12 protein-coding genes are annotated in these 17,227 nt (G+C 61.7%); 7 read left to right on the top strand and 5 right to left on the bottom strand.

Annotation, left to right across the window (positions count from 1 at the left end; all coding sequences use genetic code 11):
* Positions 1-79: 79 nt before the first annotated feature.
* Together BLW62_RS05120 and BLW62_RS05115 are read right to left on the bottom strand one after the other, a co-directional pair.
* The gene (locus tag BLW62_RS05120; protein WP_090505776.1) at positions 80-961 is read right to left on the bottom strand and encodes a homoserine kinase; all 882 of its coding nucleotides are present in this window, start codon (positions 959-961) and stop codon (positions 80-82) included.
* Positions 962-1,041: 80 nt separating this feature from the next.
* Positions 1,042-4,272 (bottom strand): methyl-accepting chemotaxis protein, encoded by a 3,231-nt coding sequence (locus BLW62_RS05115; RefSeq protein WP_090505774.1) that lies wholly within the window; start codon positions 4,270-4,272, stop codon positions 1,042-1,044.
* Positions 4,273-4,752: 480 nt separating this feature from the next.
* On the opposite strand from BLW62_RS05115, the gene BLW62_RS05110 reads away from it, so the two are divergent.
* Both BLW62_RS05110 and BLW62_RS05105 read left to right on the top strand, forming a co-directional pair.
* On the top strand, positions 4,753-6,102 hold the full coding sequence (locus tag BLW62_RS05110; RefSeq protein WP_090505772.1) for an ABC transporter substrate-binding protein: 1,350 nt from the start codon (positions 4,753-4,755) through the stop codon (positions 6,100-6,102).
* 201 nt (positions 6,103-6,303) lie between these two features.
* Entirely contained in the window at positions 6,304-7,638 is a 1,335-nt protein-coding gene (locus tag BLW62_RS05105) for an ABC transporter substrate-binding protein (RefSeq protein ID WP_090505771.1), read from the top strand.
* Positions 7,639-7,660: 22 nt separating this feature from the next.
* Here the strand turns inward: BLW62_RS05105 and BLW62_RS05100 are convergent, their stop codons facing one another.
* A complete protein-coding gene (locus tag BLW62_RS05100; RefSeq protein ID WP_090505769.1) occupies positions 7,661-8,899 on the bottom strand; it encodes a polysaccharide deacetylase family protein in 1,239 nt (412 codons plus the stop codon).
* 170 nt (positions 8,900-9,069) lie between these two features.
* Complete coding sequence (locus tag BLW62_RS05095) at positions 9,070-9,663, bottom strand: DUF6149 family protein (RefSeq protein WP_090505767.1); 594 nt, start codon at positions 9,661-9,663, stop codon at positions 9,070-9,072.
* Between the two features lie 326 nt (positions 9,664-9,989).
* Here BLW62_RS05095 and BLW62_RS05090 point away from each other — a divergent pair, with 326 nt between their 5' ends.
* From BLW62_RS05090 to BLW62_RS05080, 3 genes are all read left to right on the top strand, one after another.
* Complete coding sequence (locus BLW62_RS05090; protein ID WP_090505765.1) at positions 9,990-11,228, top strand: NAD(P)/FAD-dependent oxidoreductase; 1,239 nt, start codon at positions 9,990-9,992, stop codon at positions 11,226-11,228.
* Between the two features lie 194 nt (positions 11,229-11,422).
* Complete coding sequence (locus BLW62_RS05085; protein WP_394328155.1) at positions 11,423-11,665, top strand: hypothetical protein; 243 nt, start codon at positions 11,423-11,425, stop codon at positions 11,663-11,665.
* Positions 11,666-11,749: 84 nt separating this feature from the next.
* Positions 11,750-12,160, top strand: a complete 411-nt coding sequence (locus BLW62_RS05080) for a DUF7124 domain-containing protein (protein WP_090505761.1) — start codon at positions 11,750-11,752, stop codon at positions 12,158-12,160.
* Between the two features lie 28 nt (positions 12,161-12,188).
* On the opposite strand, the gene BLW62_RS05075 is transcribed toward BLW62_RS05080, so the two are convergent.
* Positions 12,189-12,839, bottom strand: coding sequence for a trimeric intracellular cation channel family protein (locus BLW62_RS05075; protein WP_090505760.1), 651 nt, complete (start codon positions 12,837-12,839; stop codon positions 12,189-12,191).
* A 119-nt stretch (positions 12,840-12,958) separates the two neighbouring features.
* On the opposite strand from BLW62_RS05075, the gene BLW62_RS05070 reads away from it, so the two are divergent.
* A complete protein-coding gene (locus BLW62_RS05070; RefSeq protein ID WP_090505758.1) occupies positions 12,959-13,495 on the top strand; it encodes a DUF5815 family protein in 537 nt (178 codons plus the stop codon).
* Positions 13,496-13,825: 330 nt separating this feature from the next.
* Positions 13,826-17,056 (top strand): carbamoyl-phosphate synthase large subunit, encoded by a 3,231-nt coding sequence (gene carB / locus BLW62_RS05065; RefSeq protein WP_090505756.1) that lies wholly within the window; start codon positions 13,826-13,828, stop codon positions 17,054-17,056.
* The last annotated feature ends 171 nt before the right edge of the window (positions 17,057-17,227 follow it).

Here is a 17,227-nt window from a genome sequence, read left to right as displayed (position 1 = left end):
TATAGACGGTCGTGGCACTGATAGACGCTCGTAATTCCAATATGTTGATCGTCCCGTATGCGTACTTGGTCGCAGATGTCTAGTCTTGGTACAGCCGCGCGCCGTCGCCGATCCGCGTCTGGTAGGCTCGACTGGTCACGCCGAGCGCGTCGAACGCGTCGACCATCGCGCCGGCAACTTCGCGCTGGTCACGTTCCTCACAGACGGCGAGGATTCCCGGACCCGCTCCGCTGACGGTGACGCCAGTCGCACCGGCCTCGAGGGCCGCTTCGTGGACGCGGTCGTAGCCGTCGATTAAGGCGCTGCGCTTTGGCGTCACGATCGCGTCGTTCATTCCGCAGCCGACTAGTTCGGGATCGTTTTGAGTCATCCCGACGGTGAGCGTCGCCGCGTTTCCAACGGTCTCGACGACGTCCTCGAGTGCAGCCGAGTCGGGAACGACACCGCGCGCGTCGCGTGTAGACACTGATTGATCAGGCAGGCAGACGACGACGGGAATCGAGGTATCGACTTGCGTGACGTGGTCGCCAGAGACGATGGTGAACCCGCCCAGCAAGGAGGGGGCGACGTTGTCCGAGTGGGCTTCGCCGGAAACGAGCGCTTCACCCTCCGCAGCGATCGGCACGAGTTCCGTCCGTGAGAGCCCACGGTCGTAGAGTGCGTTGAGCGCCAGCGCCGCCCCGGCAGCGCTCGCTGCAGACGAACCGAGACCCGAGGACGGGCGAATCCCCTTATCGATCTCGATGTGTGCCGGTGCGTCGAGGGCCTCAGCGACCGCTCCGACGGTGTTCTTGTTCGGATCTTCCGGGATGTACTGGCTGCCAGCACCAGTGACGGTGATTCGCGTCTCCGACGCGCGTTCGACCCGGACGACGTCGGCGGGCGTCTCGAGGGCAACACCAAACACGTCGAACCCACTCCCGAGATTCGCACTCGTCGCAGGTGCCCGCACGGTGAGCATGCCGAGTGCTTCCGAGAGTGCAGGCAAAAAGGTAGCGGACCGAGACGACCTTTCGAACCACCTCGGTTCGAGCGCCGACGTTACGTGTCGTCAGTCTCGCCGAACGTGAATACGTCGTCTTCGGCGTCTTCGCCGTCCTCGTCCGCGTTTTCGGCGGCTGCCTCACCGTCGTCGGCAGCGGCTTCGTCGCCTCCGCCGAAGTCGATCGCGTCGGCGTCGGTCGCCGCTGTGCCCGACAGCTGCTCGTCATCGTCTTCTTCCGGTTCGCCCGCTGCGAACGGCACCGCTTCTGGCGTGTCGTCGTCTTCGTCGTCAGCCTCCGCCTCGAGCGGCGTCACAGCCGATGGGTCAGTGCTCGTCACCGCTTCGTCCACAGCAGTGTCGCCTGTGGAACCCGATTCCGCGTGATCGTCGAGTCCGAGAATATCCTCGGCAGCGAGTTCCGAGCCGTCACCGGTCGGCGCTTGTGCATCGGCGACTGATCCATCCTGCGTCTCGCTCGTCGGTACCCGTTCGTCCTGCGTGTCAGGTTCGACGGCCTCAGCCTCGAGCGTGTCGGGACTCGAGGCGGGTTCGACTGGCGTCGCGTTCGTGTTCGTCTCACCACCAGTGACCGCCTCGCCCGTGTCAGCGTCTCGAGCCGGCGGGTCACCGCTCGTATTGGAGTCTCGAGTCGGCGCGTTGCTCGCAGGCTCCGGTTCCGGATCTGCCGGTTCGACCGGTGGCTCACTCACTTCCGCCGGCGCGTGATCCATCGAGTCTGTCGTCTGTTCCGGCTCGGACACTGCCGCAGTAGCGGATTGTGGGTCCTCGGCCGGCACCGTCTCGTCTGTCTCATCCGCGACGGTTTCTGACGAATCGAACGTGATGCTCTGCCCATCACGGTGATCGTCCGACGGTGGCTGACCGTCGTCGTCATCCTCGGCGTCGAACGCCGGCGGTTCGGAATCGTCGTCGTCCGAGTCGTCGAACGTGTCCTCGAGGTCGGCCCGCGCTGCGTCGGTCTCGAATCGATCGAGCGCCTCGGAGAGTTCGGCGGCCTGTCCAGAGAGGCTCGACGCGGATTCCGTCACTTCAGTCAGCGCCGTCGTCTGCTCTTCGGCGGCAGCAGCGACGTTCTCCGCTTCGGAGGTCGTCTCCTCGGAGACGGTTGCCGCGTCGTCGACCATCGCGACGACTTCCTGCGTCGAGGCGGCTTGCTCTTCGGTCGCCGCGGAGATTTCCTGCACGCCGACGTTGGTCTCCTGGGCGAGGCTGGTAATCTGCTCGAGCGCCTCGACGGCTTCTTCGACCTGTTCGCCGGCGCTTTCGATGTTGGTGCTCGTCCCTTCGACTTCGTCTGCGGACTGTTCGGTTCGCTCGCGAATCGCTTCGAGGCGATCCTCCGCTTCGTCTGCGGCTTCTGCAACGTCTTCGGAGAGTGCCTTGACTTCCTTCGCGACCACGGAGAACCCTTCGTCGTCGCTGCCACTCGCGGAGCGAGATGCCTCGATATTGGCGTTGAGCGCCAGCATGTTCGTCTGGCGCGCGATTTCGGAAATCGTCGCGATCAGTTCGTCGATCTGCTGGACCTCCTGCTCGAGGCGACGGATTTCGTCGACGGCGTCTCCCGCTTCGGTTTCGATTTCGTTCATCGCCGCGATCGCCTCCTGTGCGGCTTCCTGTCCGCCCTGTCCGGTGTTGACCGTCCGTTCGGCGATGTCTGCGACCTCGTTCGAGGAGGCGGCGATCTCTTCGGTCGTGGTCGAGAGCGCGCTCATCTCCTGGTTGACCGACTGTAGCGACTGATTCTGTCGCTCGGCACCGTCGGAAATCTCCTGAATCGACTCGGTGACCTGCTGGGAGGCCGAACGCACCTCTTCGCTCGAGGCCGTCACTTGCTCGGAAGCGGTCGCGACGTCGGTCGCGAACCGGTTGAGTCCAGCGACCGTTTCCTCGATTTCCTCGAGCATCTGGTTGAACTCGGAGCCGATCTCTTCCATCGCCTCGTTGTCGCTTTCGGCGTCCATGCGGGCGGTCAGGTCGCCGTCAGCGGCGGCTTCCATGACGTCGCTGTACTCGTCGGCTTTCCGCTCGAGTTGGTCGTTGATTCGCTCGACGCGCTTGCGTTCTTGTTCTGCCTCTTCGCGAGCCGATTCGGCCTCTTCGATCTGCTCTCGAAGTGCGACGCGCATCGAGTCGAAGCCGTTGTAGAGTCGGCCGATGTTGTCGACGCGTTTGGTCTCGAGGTCGACGTCGAGATTTCCGTCTTCCATCTTGCCTGCTTTGCCGGTAAGTCGGTCGATCGAGACGGCGGTGTTGCGCCCGAGGACGGCACCGATGAGTCCGATCATGAGCACGCCGGCGAGCGTAGCGATGTATCCCCAGTCGTTGACCGTGTTGACGAATCCGTAGGCCTCGCTTTCGGGTTCGTGGGTGACGACGACCCAGTCAGTTCCCATCACGCGTGCCGAACTCACGACGTAGTCGTCGTCTTCGATCTCGTAGGCGTTGTTATCGAAGTTCAGTTCGGAGCCATCGACTTCGTGCGTGCCGGCGCCCTCGGTTCGGGCCGGATCGACGATTGCGCTAATGTCACCGCCGTATTCGTCACCGAGCGTCTCGTGGTCGCCGCCGTAGTCTGCGTTGTCCATCATCAGCTCGTCGTTTCCGTCGAGAACCGTCGTGGTGACGCCGCTGTCGTCGTCGAGGGTGTTCGCGTGCGCCTCGACTTCTGCCGTGTAGACGATCGCGCGGTCGTCTTCGTTCGGCACGGACTGGACGTACGTCATGACAGCGACTTCCTCGTCTCCGAGGTCACGATCGACGGTGTATGGATCCGACACCCACGGCACTTCTTCCGGGTGGCTCTCGTCTGCCTCACCGTGTGCGATGTCGTACGCTTCCTCCGGGACGCCTTCGATATCCTCGGCTGCTGCCGTTTCGGCATCGAGGTCGGTGCTCGCGAGAACATCGTCGTCGTCGGTATCGACGTAACTTATCGCGTGCGTGTCCGCATCAAGATGCTCTTCCCAGTCGAGGAATCGTTCTTCGATCGCATCTGATTCGTCGCTCGCGACGACGTCAGACCAGGCGATCACCCCGATGGTGTGCTCGTTTTGCTCGTTCCACATCTGGAGGTTCTGTGCTTCCTGGTCGGCGAACGACGTGTGATCGTCCTGGACCCGATCTTCTACCTGGTCGGTGATTCCTGCAGTCGCGACGAATCCAACCAATCCAACACCCAGACCGAGTACCAACAACACGATCCCGAACTTGACCGCGTATCGACGGCGGATCGCGGATGGCACCAATCGTCGAAAGACGTCCATAGATATTGTACGGGTACGAGTGTCCCTACATAAATTGTCAGCCACAGTTATCGGGAATGATAATTGGTTTACGTTGTCTATTTTGCAAAAACGTCGGGAGGTTGTGAATGAGTACACACCATCGAGCGCTGAACTACGAGAAGTACCAGTATAATTCAGAAATGGAATAGGTACTGAAATTACATCGTTCGCCGAATGCGCTTTCTCTCGAGGTACCCTCGAACCGGATGGACGCTCGAGACGGTCATCCTCGCCTGGAAACTCGAGATCGTGCTGTACGACGGTGTTCGTTCTGTCGGCCAAATATTAGTCTCCACTGTCGCTTTGTCGGCGAACAATTGCGTAGCGATAGTGAGACAGATTCGAACCGAAGATTGTGAAGAGACCTCACGTGGGATGTTACCGCCACTGAATATCTGTTGAACTGAATATCAAATTTTCATAACTGTTAAGCAACCTAGTGGATAATTCCAGATCCATATGCATGATCATCTATGGGAGAGAGGGGCGAACGACGGATCGAATTCTCGAGTGGGACGTGATTCGCTGAATCGGCGGACAGTACTCAAAGCGACGGGCGGTGCTGCAGCGAGCGTCTCTCTTGCGGGGTGCGTCGGGTCGTATGAACTTATTGGCTCGAGTCAGGATACCGACGAGACGATCCGTATTGGAGTCCTGGCACCGGAACCGGAGAGTGACTTCATCGGCCGCTCGATGGCGCAATCGGCCGAGGTTGCAGTAACGGAACTCAACGAGGACGGTGGAATCGCCGGGCGAGACGTCGAACTGGTCGTCGGCAATACGAAAGACTCTCCGACCGAGGCGAGTCGGGTGTATCAGCAACTCGTCCTCGAGGAAGACGTCGACGTGACGGTCGGGATGTTCGACAGCCACGCACTCGAAAACATCATGGACGAGATCGCTGATCAGGAACTGGTCCATCTCACGTCAGGTGCGGCGACGACTGCGGCAAGTCAGTTAGTCAACGAGGAGTACGACCGATACAAGTACCACTTCCGGGTTGGACCAACGAACGACCGCGACCTCGGGAACGCACAGATCAGCTTCATGGACGAGTACGCCCACGAAATCGGCTGGGAGTCGATCGCCGTGCTGGCCGAGGACTATCCGTGGGCGGACGAGCCGTGGGACATCTATCAGGACGAACTCGCGGACACGCAAGTCGACGTCGTTTACGAGGAACGGTATCCGCCGGCGACGAACGACTTTACGGACCTCTACGACGACATCGAGGAAGCCGGTGCTGATGCGGCCTTCGTCACGACCGCACATACCGGTAACGAGGCTGTTCTCGACTGGTCGACCGCCCAGCGACAGTTCGCATTCGGAGGGATCCACGTTCCGATGCAACTGCCGACGTACTACGATGACATCGGGGGTGCTTGCGAGTACGGCATCGGCTACTCGACGGCGACGGAAACGAGCGAGATTACGGACGCGACACAACCGTTCGTCCAGGAGTACGCCGACGAATTCGGTTCCTACCCACAGGACATGGGGTACAACACGTACGACGCCGTCCGAATCTTCGCCGAAGCGGTCGAGGCTGCAGGGACGGTCGACTCCGAGGAACTCGTCTCGGAACTCGAGGATATCGAACACGAGGGGGCAAGTGGGTACATCGAGTTCCACGATTCGGACGACGAGTTCGCCCACGACCTCGTCTTCAATCCGGAGACGCCGACTGCAGTGTACTTCCAGTGGCAGACGACCGACGACGGCGAACCGGTGAGAGAGGTCATCTGGCCCGAAGAACACGCGACCGACGATGCGGCGGGCGAGTACGTCACGCCGCCGTGGCTCGCGTAAGTGCTGGTCGTCTGATCGGGTCCGTCGCATCGGCCGTCTGCGAACGCGATTTTGACCGTCGTGAGCGTGTTTTCGATCTTATCAATAGTAAACACGAACAATCAGTACGCCGTCTAACGGTTATGCCTGTGTATGGCAATTTTCTGATGGTTGGTACCCATTCACAAATACTAAGTTATATCAATAGAAATGACCGTCAGTATGGTCGATACCGATCGGTGGGGCCGGCAGGCGGAGACAGCGACGCGCGATGATCGGACCCGTCGCCCGAATCGACGACAGTTCGTTGTGGCAACGGCTGGCGTTGCGGGCGGTGTTTCACTCGGTGGTTGCGTGGATTCGTTCGAGACCGTTTCTGGATCGACGACTGACGACGAGACGATCACGATCGGGGCGTTGGCACCCGATCCGGCCGACGACTACATCGGCCAATCGATCGTCCACTCTGCCGAACTCGCCGTCGAGGAACTCGCAAACAACGGTGGGATCAACGGGCACGACGTCGACATCGCTATCGCCGACACGAAGTCGAGTCCGCTCGAGGCCCGTCGCGAGTATCAGCGTCTGGTGCTCGAGGAAGACGTCGACGTAACGGTCGGGATGTTCGCCAGCGAGGCGTTGCTCGCTATCCTCGACGATATCGCAGAACACGAGATCATCCATCTCACCTCGGGTGCGGCGACGACGGTCGCGAGTCAGTTAGTCAACGAGGAGTACGACCGATACAAGTATCACTTCCGGGTCGGACCGACGAACGACGCCGACCTCGGACGGATGCAGGTCGACTTCCTCGACGATATGAGCGAGGAGATCGGTTGGGAGTCGATCGCGCTCTTCGCGGAGGATTACGAGTGGACAGAGGCCCCGTGGGAGGTCTATCAGGAGCAGATCGCAGGGACGGGCGTCGAAATCGCGACGGAAGAGCGGTATCCGCCGGCGACCGACGATTTCACCGAACTTTATACGGAAGCCGAGGAGCAGGACGCCGATGCCGTGTTCATCACGACTGCTCACACGGGGGACGATGCGTTGTTAGACTGGGCCGTTCCCCAGCGAGAGTTCGCGTTCGGGGGGATCCACGTCCCGATGCAACTGCCAGCGTACTACGACCTGGTCGATCAAGCCTGTCGGTACGGCGTCGGACAGACCAGCGCGACGGCGACGAGTGAGATCACCGACCTCACACAGCACTTCGTCGGCGAGTATCAAGACGCCTACGACGGATCGAATCCGGTCTACACGGGCTATCACACCTACGATGCGGTGATGCTCTTCGCCGACGCCGTCGAGCAAGCCGACACCCTCGACTCCGACGAACTGGTCTCAACGCTCGAGGACGCAGCATTCACCGGCAGCGCGGGACTCGTCGAGTTCCACGAACCGGACCACGAGTACGCACACGACCTCGTCTACCAACAAGACGAGAACCTCTACTTCCAGTGGCAAGAAAACGACGACGGCGAGGGTGTTCAGGAGGTTATCTGGCCCGAAGCGCAGGCGACCGCCGACTACGTCGCGCCGGCGTGGCTCGAGTGAGCGGCCCCTCGACGGGCGACGATTAGAACAGGAACTGTTCTTCGAGATCCTGTGGCAAGATCACGTCGAGTTCTCCCGCCGATTCGTACTCGTGGAGCGTCTCGACCAGCGTTTCGAAGGACTCGAGATCCGATCCCTCGAGGCGGTGATAGAAAATGCACGTGATGCCGCCCCTCTCGGCGGTTCGCTCGAGTTCCGTCTCGACGCGTTCGGCGTCGGGTTCGCCGATGCGCGAGGCCAGTTTCGTGTTCGTCGTGAACCCTTGAACCGGCTGGCCTCCGGCGAAGCCGATTTCGTGGTGCTCGTCGACGAGTTCGATGGTCGTCTCGTCGTAATCGCCGAACGGGTAGGCGAAGTACCGCGCCCCCTCCTCGAACCCCTCCTCGACGAGCCACTCCTTGGAGTCGCGGATCTCGGCCTTCTGTTCCTCGGCGTTGAGTTCCGAAAGATTCGGGTGGCTCACGGTGTGGTTCGCGATACACCAGCCAGCGTCGTGAAGTTCGTGAAGTTCGTCGGTCGTCAGCCGTGGATCGCCGCCCACGTCGCCACCGTCGATGTAGTCCTTGTTGACGAACGTCACCGCAGGGTAGCCATACTCCTCGAGAATCGGGAGGGCTTTCGTGTAATCGGTCTCGTGGCCGTCGTCGAACTGGATCATCACCTTCCCCGTCTCCGGGCGGGGCGTGAAGTGGAAGTCGTCGAACCAGACCGTTCGTTCCTGGCCCTCACCGGCCCCGAGTTGGATGTGGACTTCCTCGACGGACTCGTCGTCGAACCCGTCCTCGATGTCGGTTATCCCGTAGTTGTAGCGCATGAGCGGGAGGTCGGCACTCACGCCTCGTCGGTACTCGATGGCGTTGCGATCGGTGTCGATCAACCGAAGCCACGGGACGACGAGTTCACCTGCAGCGCCAGCAACGCCAGGAACGACCGCCGAGAGGTCGCGCGCCTCCGAGAAGGTCTTCGTCAGCCGTGCCGTTCCTTCGGTCATCTCGAGGCGCGCACTCTGTGAACCGACGAGTGCCCGATCCTCGTCGGCCGTGAGCGTGCCGCCGCTTACTTCCCATCGATCGAGATCCTCGAAGTCGTCGTCGGTGCCGGCGGCATCGGGAAGGTTACGATCGTCGCCGTCGTCGCCGTCTCCGTTCGTCGACTCGCCATCGTCGCCTTCCCCGCCGCTCTCGAGAAAGCTTGCATCTGTACAGCCCGCGAGGCCGATCGTCCCTGCCGTCACTGCTGTCAAGTACGCGCGTCGATTCATCGATCAGTGAACGATCAACGAACGATATTGTTACGAGTACGTTACTGTCTCACTCCTCACGACGAGAAGGGTCTAGCTTCCCGCTACCGTTCCGTGCGCGTCCGATTGCCGCTGTTCGAACGAGTGCAAAACGAGGGTTCCTCGACGGCTCGAGCGTGAGACGCGGTCGATTACGACTCGAGGTCGTCGTCGCCGACACCGACAGCCTTCGACATGTCGGCGTCGTCCGGTTCAGATTGGCCGCCGACGACGAGGTCGCCGTCTTCGGTCTCGACGTAGACATCGTCGGCGAATCCGCCTTCAGCATGGGGGTGCTCTGGGTCCTCGAGTCGCTCGGGCGTCGACGGAGCGTCGGCCAATCCATCGGCGGGGGCGAACTGCCCGAGGGGGTCGTCGATGGTGATATCCCACCGTTCGAAGAACTCGCCGTAGCGGTCGTAGTGTGCCTCGAGTTCGTCAGCGGGGAATTCCATCATCTCGGTCCAGCCGTGGTTGTAGAAATCGAAATTGGCCTGAATGTGGGTGATTTCACGGGCCTCGGCTTCCGAGTAGCCGTCTTGTAGCGCACGGCGGTAGGTGTCGACCGTCGCGTCGAAGAGGTCGTCGAGTCGGTCTTTCCGTTCGTCGGCGTGATCTGGATCCGCTTTGCCGAGGAAAATCTTGGTGTGTAAACGGACGAGTCCCGATTTCGCGACCGACCGAACGACTGGGGTCTCGAGGGCTTTCCGGGAAGCGAAGTGGCGTGCGTTCTGCCGGAGTTTCATGTGCGGTCGTAGGCAGGGGCGACTAAAGAACGGTTCGGACGTCGACGGTCGGTTCGGACGGCGATGCTAGCTTCGAACGTCGATACGAGTGCGAACGATACTGCTGCTCGATTGGCGCTGGGAGTCGATAGCGTCGCCCGATTGTGGGTTGTCTTAGGGAACAACAAACGTTGCAATCTCTATCGCTGGAATGGAATTTGAGTGTTTGTCTTCCGATGTACTTCTCAACACGGCTTACAGTGTACATCTGTTCCATTTCTATCCCGTGTAAGGCAAAATGGACGAGATAGCAATCCACTTTAACCCGCATTACGAACCGTCGTGATATGACCCAGTACGTGATCATCGGTGACGGGATCTCGGGCAGTTCGGCTGCCGAGACCCTCCGGGAAGAAGACCCGGATGCGAAGATTACCGTCATCACCGATGAGGGGGAGCCCCTGTACAATCGGATTCTCATCAAAGAGCACGCGAAAGGCAAGCTCCCAGAAGCGCCGATATCGATTCACGAGGAAGAATGGTACGAAGAACGCGATATCGAGCTCTCGCTCGATACCCACGTAACGAGCGTCGATACCGACGCGAACGTTATTCATACACACGATTCCGGCGATATCAGCTACGACAAGTTGCTGGTGGCGACCGGTGGGACGCCGACGCAGTTGCCCGTCGACAACAGTGACGCCGACGGAATTCATCACTTCTGGACGTTCCAGGACGCCCGCGGGATCAAAGAACACGCCGAACGATCCGACCGCGGCGTCATCGTTGGCGCGGGGCTACTCGGAATCGACTTCGCGGCGGTCTGCGGTGCGCAGGGAATCGACGCCGACTACCTGATGCGCGGCGATCGATGGTGGCGCTACGCGCTCTCCGCGGAGGGTGCCGAAATCATGCACGAGGGCATGCGAGACGTCGGCGTCGAACCCGTCTTCGATAGCGGTGTCGATCGATTCGAAACGGACGACGACGGGCAGGTCGTCGGGGCCGTTGACCCGAACGGGGAGCACTACGAGTGTGACTTCGCCGGCGTCGCGATCGGTCTGACGTTCAACACCGAGTTCCTTCGCGGTGCAGGTCTCGAGCAGAACAACGGGATCGTCGTCGACGAGTACATGCGGACGAACGTCGACGACATCTACGCGGCAGGTGACATCACCCGATTCCACGACGTCTTGCTGGGCGAACACGCCCAGAACGGCTCGTGGGGGTCGGCCAAGGAGCAGGGTCGCGTCGCTGCCGTGAACATGGCCGCAGCCGACGAAGCGGAGGCCTTCGAGTGGGTCTCGTCGTACTCGATTACTCACTTCGACTTCCCGTTCCTCTCCTTTGGCCACCCGACGCTCGGCGACGAGCACGCCGAGGCAAAGTACAGCGATACCGAGTGGCGACGAGTCGCGTTCAAAGACGGCAAGATCGTCGGCGGCGTCCTCATCGGCGACCTCTCCCCACAGAGCACGTTCAAACAACTCATGCGCGAACAGCGCGAGGTCGCCGATCAGGCAGACGTTCTCCTCGAGAAGCAAGTCGACCTCGACAATCTCGCCCCCGAACAGCAATCCTGACGAACGGGGGTCGCCGTCGTCGATCGAGACGGGCGCTCGTCTCGAGTTACCTCGTATTCTGCCCGAACGGTTCTTTCGAGTCGATTTCACTCACGCGTCTCTTGTCACCGCACTCGGTTTTGCGTCTCTCTTGACACCGTGAGCGACAGTTGATTTGGCGAAACTGTTAAGTGCTACCGTGCTCTGTGGTAACAGTGTACATGGCGTCCAGTGAACTCCATCACAGCGACCAATTCCACCAATCGCTTCACCTCGAGCGAGTCGAGTCGGTGACCAGCGACGCGACCGTTCGTCACGTCGATCAACTCGAGACGGAGACACTGGAGACGATTTATGCAGCACTGGAAGGGAACGGATCGATCCCGGCGACGGACGTCGACCTCGAGGTCGGTGAAATCATCGTGTTCACCGAGTACCGACGCGTCGTCCGACCCTGAGGCGATCACGAACCGGTCGAAATCGGGAGGGGACGAGTCGCACGTATCGAAGCCGTTTTCCCCCGTGCGCGTCTCCGTGCAGGTATGAACGGCGGTAGCGACATGACGCTCGCGTTCGAACTCGAGGCGCTGAAAGAACTCGCGTCGCCCGAGAGCGTCTTCGAGGACGCCAGAGGCTGGACCGAGTACATCGGCGTCGTCTCCGAGAAGCCGACCTACGTGGTCACGAACTTCACGCGAAAGAACCGCATCCGACAGGACTTCTTCTCGGGCCCGCGTGGGAAAGCCGAGAGCCTCGAGGGTGTCAAAGACCAGTTCGACACCGATCGATACGTCTTGATCGCCTCGAGCGAGGAAGACGAGCAACTCGCGGAGGACGTCGGCTGGGAGTACCTCGCCGTCGAGGACGCAGCGGAGGCTGCAGACTGGATCGTTGCCTCGGATGCCGACTCCGGCGACGACGACGCCGAACAAGTCCGCGACGATTGGCCCTGAGACTCGAGTTGGCTCGGTTTCTGCCGACTCAGTTCACTCGTTGAATCGACTGTGCCGTCGGAAGCGTCCAGCCGTAGGCGACTGCGATTAGCCGTACCAGAACGGTCGTCCCAGCGCAGGCGGCCGCCGCGGTCCCGGCGGTGAGACCCACTATTGTTGCACCGAGATAGACGATAGCGCCGAGTACCGAACAGCTCGCGTAGAAATCCTCGAACAGGATGAACGGCGATCGATTGAGCAGAATGTCCGCGACTGCTCCGCCGCCAACTGCGTTGATCGTCGCGATGGCGACGACACCGAAGCCCGAGACGCCGACGTCTACCGCGACGATCGCACCGGCGGTCGTGAATGCGCCGAGTCCGACACCGTCGGCCACCAGCGCGACGGGATGATCGTCGGCCGACTCGAGCACGAGGTGCAACCCGATTGCCAGGAGCACGCCGATCGTTCCGAGGGCGATTTCACCCGGCGACTGGAGCGCCAGTGGTATTCGTCCGACGAGGATGTCTCGGGTTACGCCCCCCGCGAACGCCGTGGCGAGGCCGACGACTGCGACGCCGAACAGGTCGAACTCCCGGCGTATCGCCTTGGTCGACCCGACGAGCGCGAACGCGATCAATCCGATCGCGTTCATGACGGCGAACGGATCCAATACCCCTGCCAGCAACGCCTGAGTCATTGCACTACCTCACGTCGGGACGGTCTTGAGGGCACCGTCTCGAACGTCTGCCGTCTCGAGGCCGGAACTCACGCGCGGAGTCGCCGCGCTTATGGCTTCGCTGGCCCAACTTACCGGTAATGGCAGCGCCCCGCGTCCCGGGTTCCGGCGGCGATCGAACGCTCGAGTTACCCTGTGGGGAGACCCTCGATCCACACGAGATCGATCTGGGCATGCGCGAGTACACGTGTCGCTGTGGCGAGACGCACGCGGTCGTCACCGACGTGCATCCGCCCTCGCGCTTTTTCCCCGAATCGCTCGTCACCATCTTACAGGAGACGATCGAACCCGCAGACGAGTTCGAGGAGTTTGGCACGCCACACCTACTGGGGGTCGTCATGGAGGAGTTTCCCGAGCAGATCGTCACCTACGACGCCAGCGACGACGGCGGCGTCGGCTACGCGATGCTCTGGGTGAGCGACTTCGACTCGCGGCGACTCCACGAGATCATCGTCGAACTCGTCGTCGAACTCATGGATCACGCGGTCAGTCACGCCGAAGACGACGACGCCGTTACGGATTTCGAATCGCAGATGCTCGAGTTCGACGTAAGCGAGTTCGTCGAGCAGTACCGTCGCCAGCGAGATTTCGAGAGCGAACACGACCGCGCACTCTAAATTGACTATTTTTTCTGCGCGCGTTTTGCACGCGTTAGACGGCTGACGACACGCTTACCGACGTCTCCTCCTTGCAAGTTGACCTTCTCGCTGTGAGTCGGTCCCGAAGCAGGTGTCCACCGAGTGGGTCTCAAATTGGTTGCTGGACGGTACCACGACACTCCCCGACCTCGTTAACCCGCTGTGATCGTCCACGTCGGCCCTCTGGCGCTCGCTCGCCACTCGAGTCCGATTCTCACTACACGAGTTCGAAATTCGAAAAGCCATTTCGAGATTCGTACTGTATCGTGGGGCTTATTACGATGTACGAACTGCGATCCAACAAGCAAAATGAGCACGGACCAGCAGGGCGAGGGCGACACCGGGGATGGACGCACGATCTTGCTGATCGGGAGCGGCCCGATTCAGATCGGGCAGGCCGCAGAGTTCGACTACTCTGGCGCACAGGCCTGCCGAGCACTGCAGGAGGAAGGTGCTCGAGTCGTCCTCGTTAACTCCAATCCCGCGACGATCATGACCGATCCGGAGATGGCAGACGAGGTCTACATCGAGCCGATTACCACCGACGCCATCTCGGAGATCATCCGGAAGGAGCGTCCCGACGGCGTTATCGCCGGCCTCGGCGGCCAGACCGGCCTCAACGTCACCGCCGAGTTGGCCGAGGAAGGCGTCCTCGAGGAGTACGATGTCGAGATCATGGGCACCCCCCTCGACACCATCTACGCGACGGAGGACCGAGACCTCTTCCGCCAGCGCATGGAGAAGATCGGCCAGCCGGTGCCGGCTTCGACGACCATCTCGCTCGACGAGGGTGAAGCGGTCGTCGAACTGACTGAGGACGATCTGAAAGAGCGCGTCCAGGACGCCGTCGACGAGGTCGGCGGCCTGCCGGTGATCGCCCGCACGACGTACACGCTGGGTGGCTCCGGATCGGGCGTCGTCCACGAGTTCGACGAACTGCTCGCTCGCGTCCGCAAGGGACTGCGTCTTTCGCGCAACAGCGAGGTCCTCATCACCGAGTCCATCGCGGGCTGGGTCGAGTACGAGTACGAGGTCATGCGCGACGCCGACGACTCCTGTATCATCATCTGTAACATGGAGAACATCGATCCGATGGGCATCCACACCGGGGAGTCGACGGTCGTCACACCCTCCCAACTGGTCCCCGACGAGGGCCACCAGGAGATGCGCACGGCCGCGCTCGACGTCATCCGTGAACTCGGGATTCAGGGCGGCTGTAACATCCAGTTCGCCTGGCGCGACGACGGCACGCCCGGCGGCGAGTACCGCGTCGTCGAGGTCAACCCGCGCGTCTCTCGTTCCTCCGCGCTCGCCTCGAAGGCGACGGGATACCCAATCGCTCGCGTGACCGCGAAGGTCGCACTCGGCAAGCGCCTCCACGAGATCACCAACGAGATCACGGGCGAGACGACCGCCGCGTTCGAGCCAGCGATCGATTACGTCGTCACGAAGGTTCCGCGCTGGCCCAAAGACAAATTCGACGACGTCGATTTCGAACTGACGACCGCGATGAAATCGACCGGCGAGGCGATGGCCATCGGCCGAACCTTCGAGGAGAGTTTGCTCAAGGCTCTTCGCTCCTCCGAGTACGAACCCGACGTCGACTGGGCCGACGTGAGCGACGACGAACTCGAGTCCCACTACCTCGAGCGTCCGTCGCCGGATCGTCCGTACGCGCTGTTCGAAGCGTTCGAGCGCGGTTACGACGTCGACGAGGTCGTTTCCCTCTCGGGCATCTTCGAGTGGTACGCCGAGCGCTTCAAGCGCATCGCCGACTCGACACTCGCCGCACAGGAAGGCGACTTCACCGAAGCCGCAATCGCCGGGCACACGAACGCGACGATCGCCGCGACTGCAGGCGGCGACGTCGACGTCGACACCGTCGAACAGGCGGTTCCCGGACGCACGTACAAACAGGTCGACACCTGCGCCGGCGAGTTCGAGGCCGAAACGCCGTACTACTACTCCGCGCGCAAGCCCGAGTTCGAGTCGGGCCCGCTCGTCGGCGACGCCGCCTCGGGAGAACTCGAGGTCGAGCGCGACGTCGAGAGCGTGATCGTCGTCGGCGGCGGCCCGATCCGTATCGGGCAAGGCGTCGAGTTCGATTACTGTTCGGTCCACGCCGTCCAGGCGCTGCGCGAGCAGGGGATCGACGCCCACGTCGTGAACAACAACCCCGAGACGGTCTCGACGGACTACGACACCTCCGACGGGCTGTTCTTCGAGCCGATCACGGCCGAAGAGGTCGCCGACGTTGCCGAGGCGGCCGACGCCGACGGCGTGATGGTCCAGTTCGGCGGCCAGACCTCGGTCAACATCGGCGATCCGCTTCAGGACGAGATCGACCGCCGCGGACTCGATTGTGAGGTCATGGGCACGAGCGTCGAGGCGATGGACTTAGCGGAGGACCGCGACCGCTTCAACGCGCTCATGGACGAGTTGGGCATCGCCCAGCCCGAAGGCGGGGCCGCCTACAGCGAGACGGAAGCGATGGAACTCGCTCACGACATCGGCTACCCCGTTCTCGTGCGTCCCTCCTACGTGCTCGGCGGGCGCGCGATGGAGGTCGTCTACGACGACGAGGAACTCGAGACCTACATCGAGGAGGCGGTCCGCGTGAGTCCGGACAAGCCGATTCTCGTGGACGACTTCCTCGCTGACGCCATCGAACTCGACGTCGACGCCGTCGCGGACGGCGAGGACGTGCTGATCGGTGGCGTGATGGAACACGTCGAGACCGCTGGCGTCCACTCCGGCGACTCGGCGTGTATGATCCCGCCGCGCTCGCTCGACGACGAGACGCTGGCTCGCGTCCGCGAAGTCACCGAGGACATCGCCGAGGCCCTCGAGACGGTCGGCCTGTTGAACGTGCAACTCGCCGTCAGAGACGGTGAAGTGTACGTCCTCGAGGCCAACCCGCGCTCCTCGCGTACTGTGCCGTTCATCTCGAAGGCGACGGGCGTCCCGATTGCCAAACTCGCGGCCAGAGTGATGGCCGGCGAATCGATCGCCGACCTCGACGTCGACGAGCAGATTCCCGAGCAAACGTCGATCAAGGAGGTCGTCCTGCCGTTCGACCGCCTGCCGGGTTCGGATCCGCGCCTCGGTCCGGAGATGAAATCGACGGGTGAAGTGATGGGCAGCGCCGACTCCTTCGGCAAAGCCTACGACAAGGCCCAGGACGCGACGGGCAAGCCGATCCCCGAATCGGGAACGGCGATCGTCGACCTCTCCGCGGACAAGTTCCCCGATCCGGACACCGACGCCGGCGAGGCGCTCGTCGAGGGGTACACCGACCACTTCGATCTCTGCGAGGAAGTCGACCTCGTGGACGCCGTCAAGAAGGGTGAGGTCGACCTGATCGTCTCGCGGGATCGCAACTTACTCGAGGTCGCCGTCGAGGAGGAAATCACCTACTTCTCGACGCCAGCGAGCGCACAGGCCGCACTCGAGGCACTCGAGTCCACGGACGAACCGATCGATGTCCAGCCGATCACCGACCGTCCGAAGCGCTCGAGCGAGTGGGGACGTTCGGACTGATCGGTCCACACTCTACTCGTTCGACGTCTTTTACTCAGCGGCCGATTTTCGGTGCTATCGAGTCCAGTTGAACGTTTTTGCGCCTGCGAGGGACACTTTGCGTCCCTCGAGTCGTGTGAACGGGAGTACAGCCCACCGTGAGCAGAGAGTGCGAAGTGAGCCGTCTCCCAG

The sequence above is a fragment of the Natronorubrum sediminis genome (assembly GCF_900108095.1).
In the GTDB taxonomy this organism is placed as follows: Archaea; Halobacteriota; Halobacteria; order Halobacteriales; family Natrialbaceae; genus Natronorubrum; species Natronorubrum sediminis.
This window is presented reverse-complemented; position numbering and strand designations above follow the sequence as displayed.

Excerpts from the sequence above, each read along its gene's own strand:
- BLW62_RS05120 (WP_090505776.1), bottom strand. The coding sequence starts at position 961 with ATGCTCACCGTGCGGGCACCTGCGACGAGTGCGAATCTCGGGAGTGGG.
- BLW62_RS05115 (WP_090505774.1), bottom strand. The coding sequence starts at position 4,272 with ATGGACGTCTTTCGACGATTGGTGCCATCCGCGATCCGCCGTCGATAC.
- BLW62_RS05110 (WP_090505772.1), top strand. The coding sequence starts at position 4,753 with ATGCATGATCATCTATGGGAGAGAGGGGCGAACGACGGATCGAATTCT.
- BLW62_RS05105 (WP_090505771.1), top strand. The coding sequence starts at position 6,304 with ATGGTCGATACCGATCGGTGGGGCCGGCAGGCGGAGACAGCGACGCGC.
- BLW62_RS05100 (WP_090505769.1), bottom strand. The coding sequence starts at position 8,899 with ATGAATCGACGCGCGTACTTGACAGCAGTGACGGCAGGGACGATCGGC.
- BLW62_RS05095 (WP_090505767.1), bottom strand. The coding sequence starts at position 9,663 with ATGAAACTCCGGCAGAACGCACGCCACTTCGCTTCCCGGAAAGCCCTC.
- BLW62_RS05090 (WP_090505765.1), top strand. The coding sequence starts at position 9,990 with ATGACCCAGTACGTGATCATCGGTGACGGGATCTCGGGCAGTTCGGCT.
- BLW62_RS05080 (WP_090505761.1), top strand. The coding sequence starts at position 11,750 with ATGAACGGCGGTAGCGACATGACGCTCGCGTTCGAACTCGAGGCGCTG.
- BLW62_RS05075 (WP_090505760.1), bottom strand. The coding sequence starts at position 12,839 with ATGACTCAGGCGTTGCTGGCAGGGGTATTGGATCCGTTCGCCGTCATG.
- BLW62_RS05070 (WP_090505758.1), top strand. The coding sequence starts at position 12,959 with ATGGCAGCGCCCCGCGTCCCGGGTTCCGGCGGCGATCGAACGCTCGAG.
- carB (WP_090505756.1), top strand. The coding sequence starts at position 13,826 with ATGAGCACGGACCAGCAGGGCGAGGGCGACACCGGGGATGGACGCACG.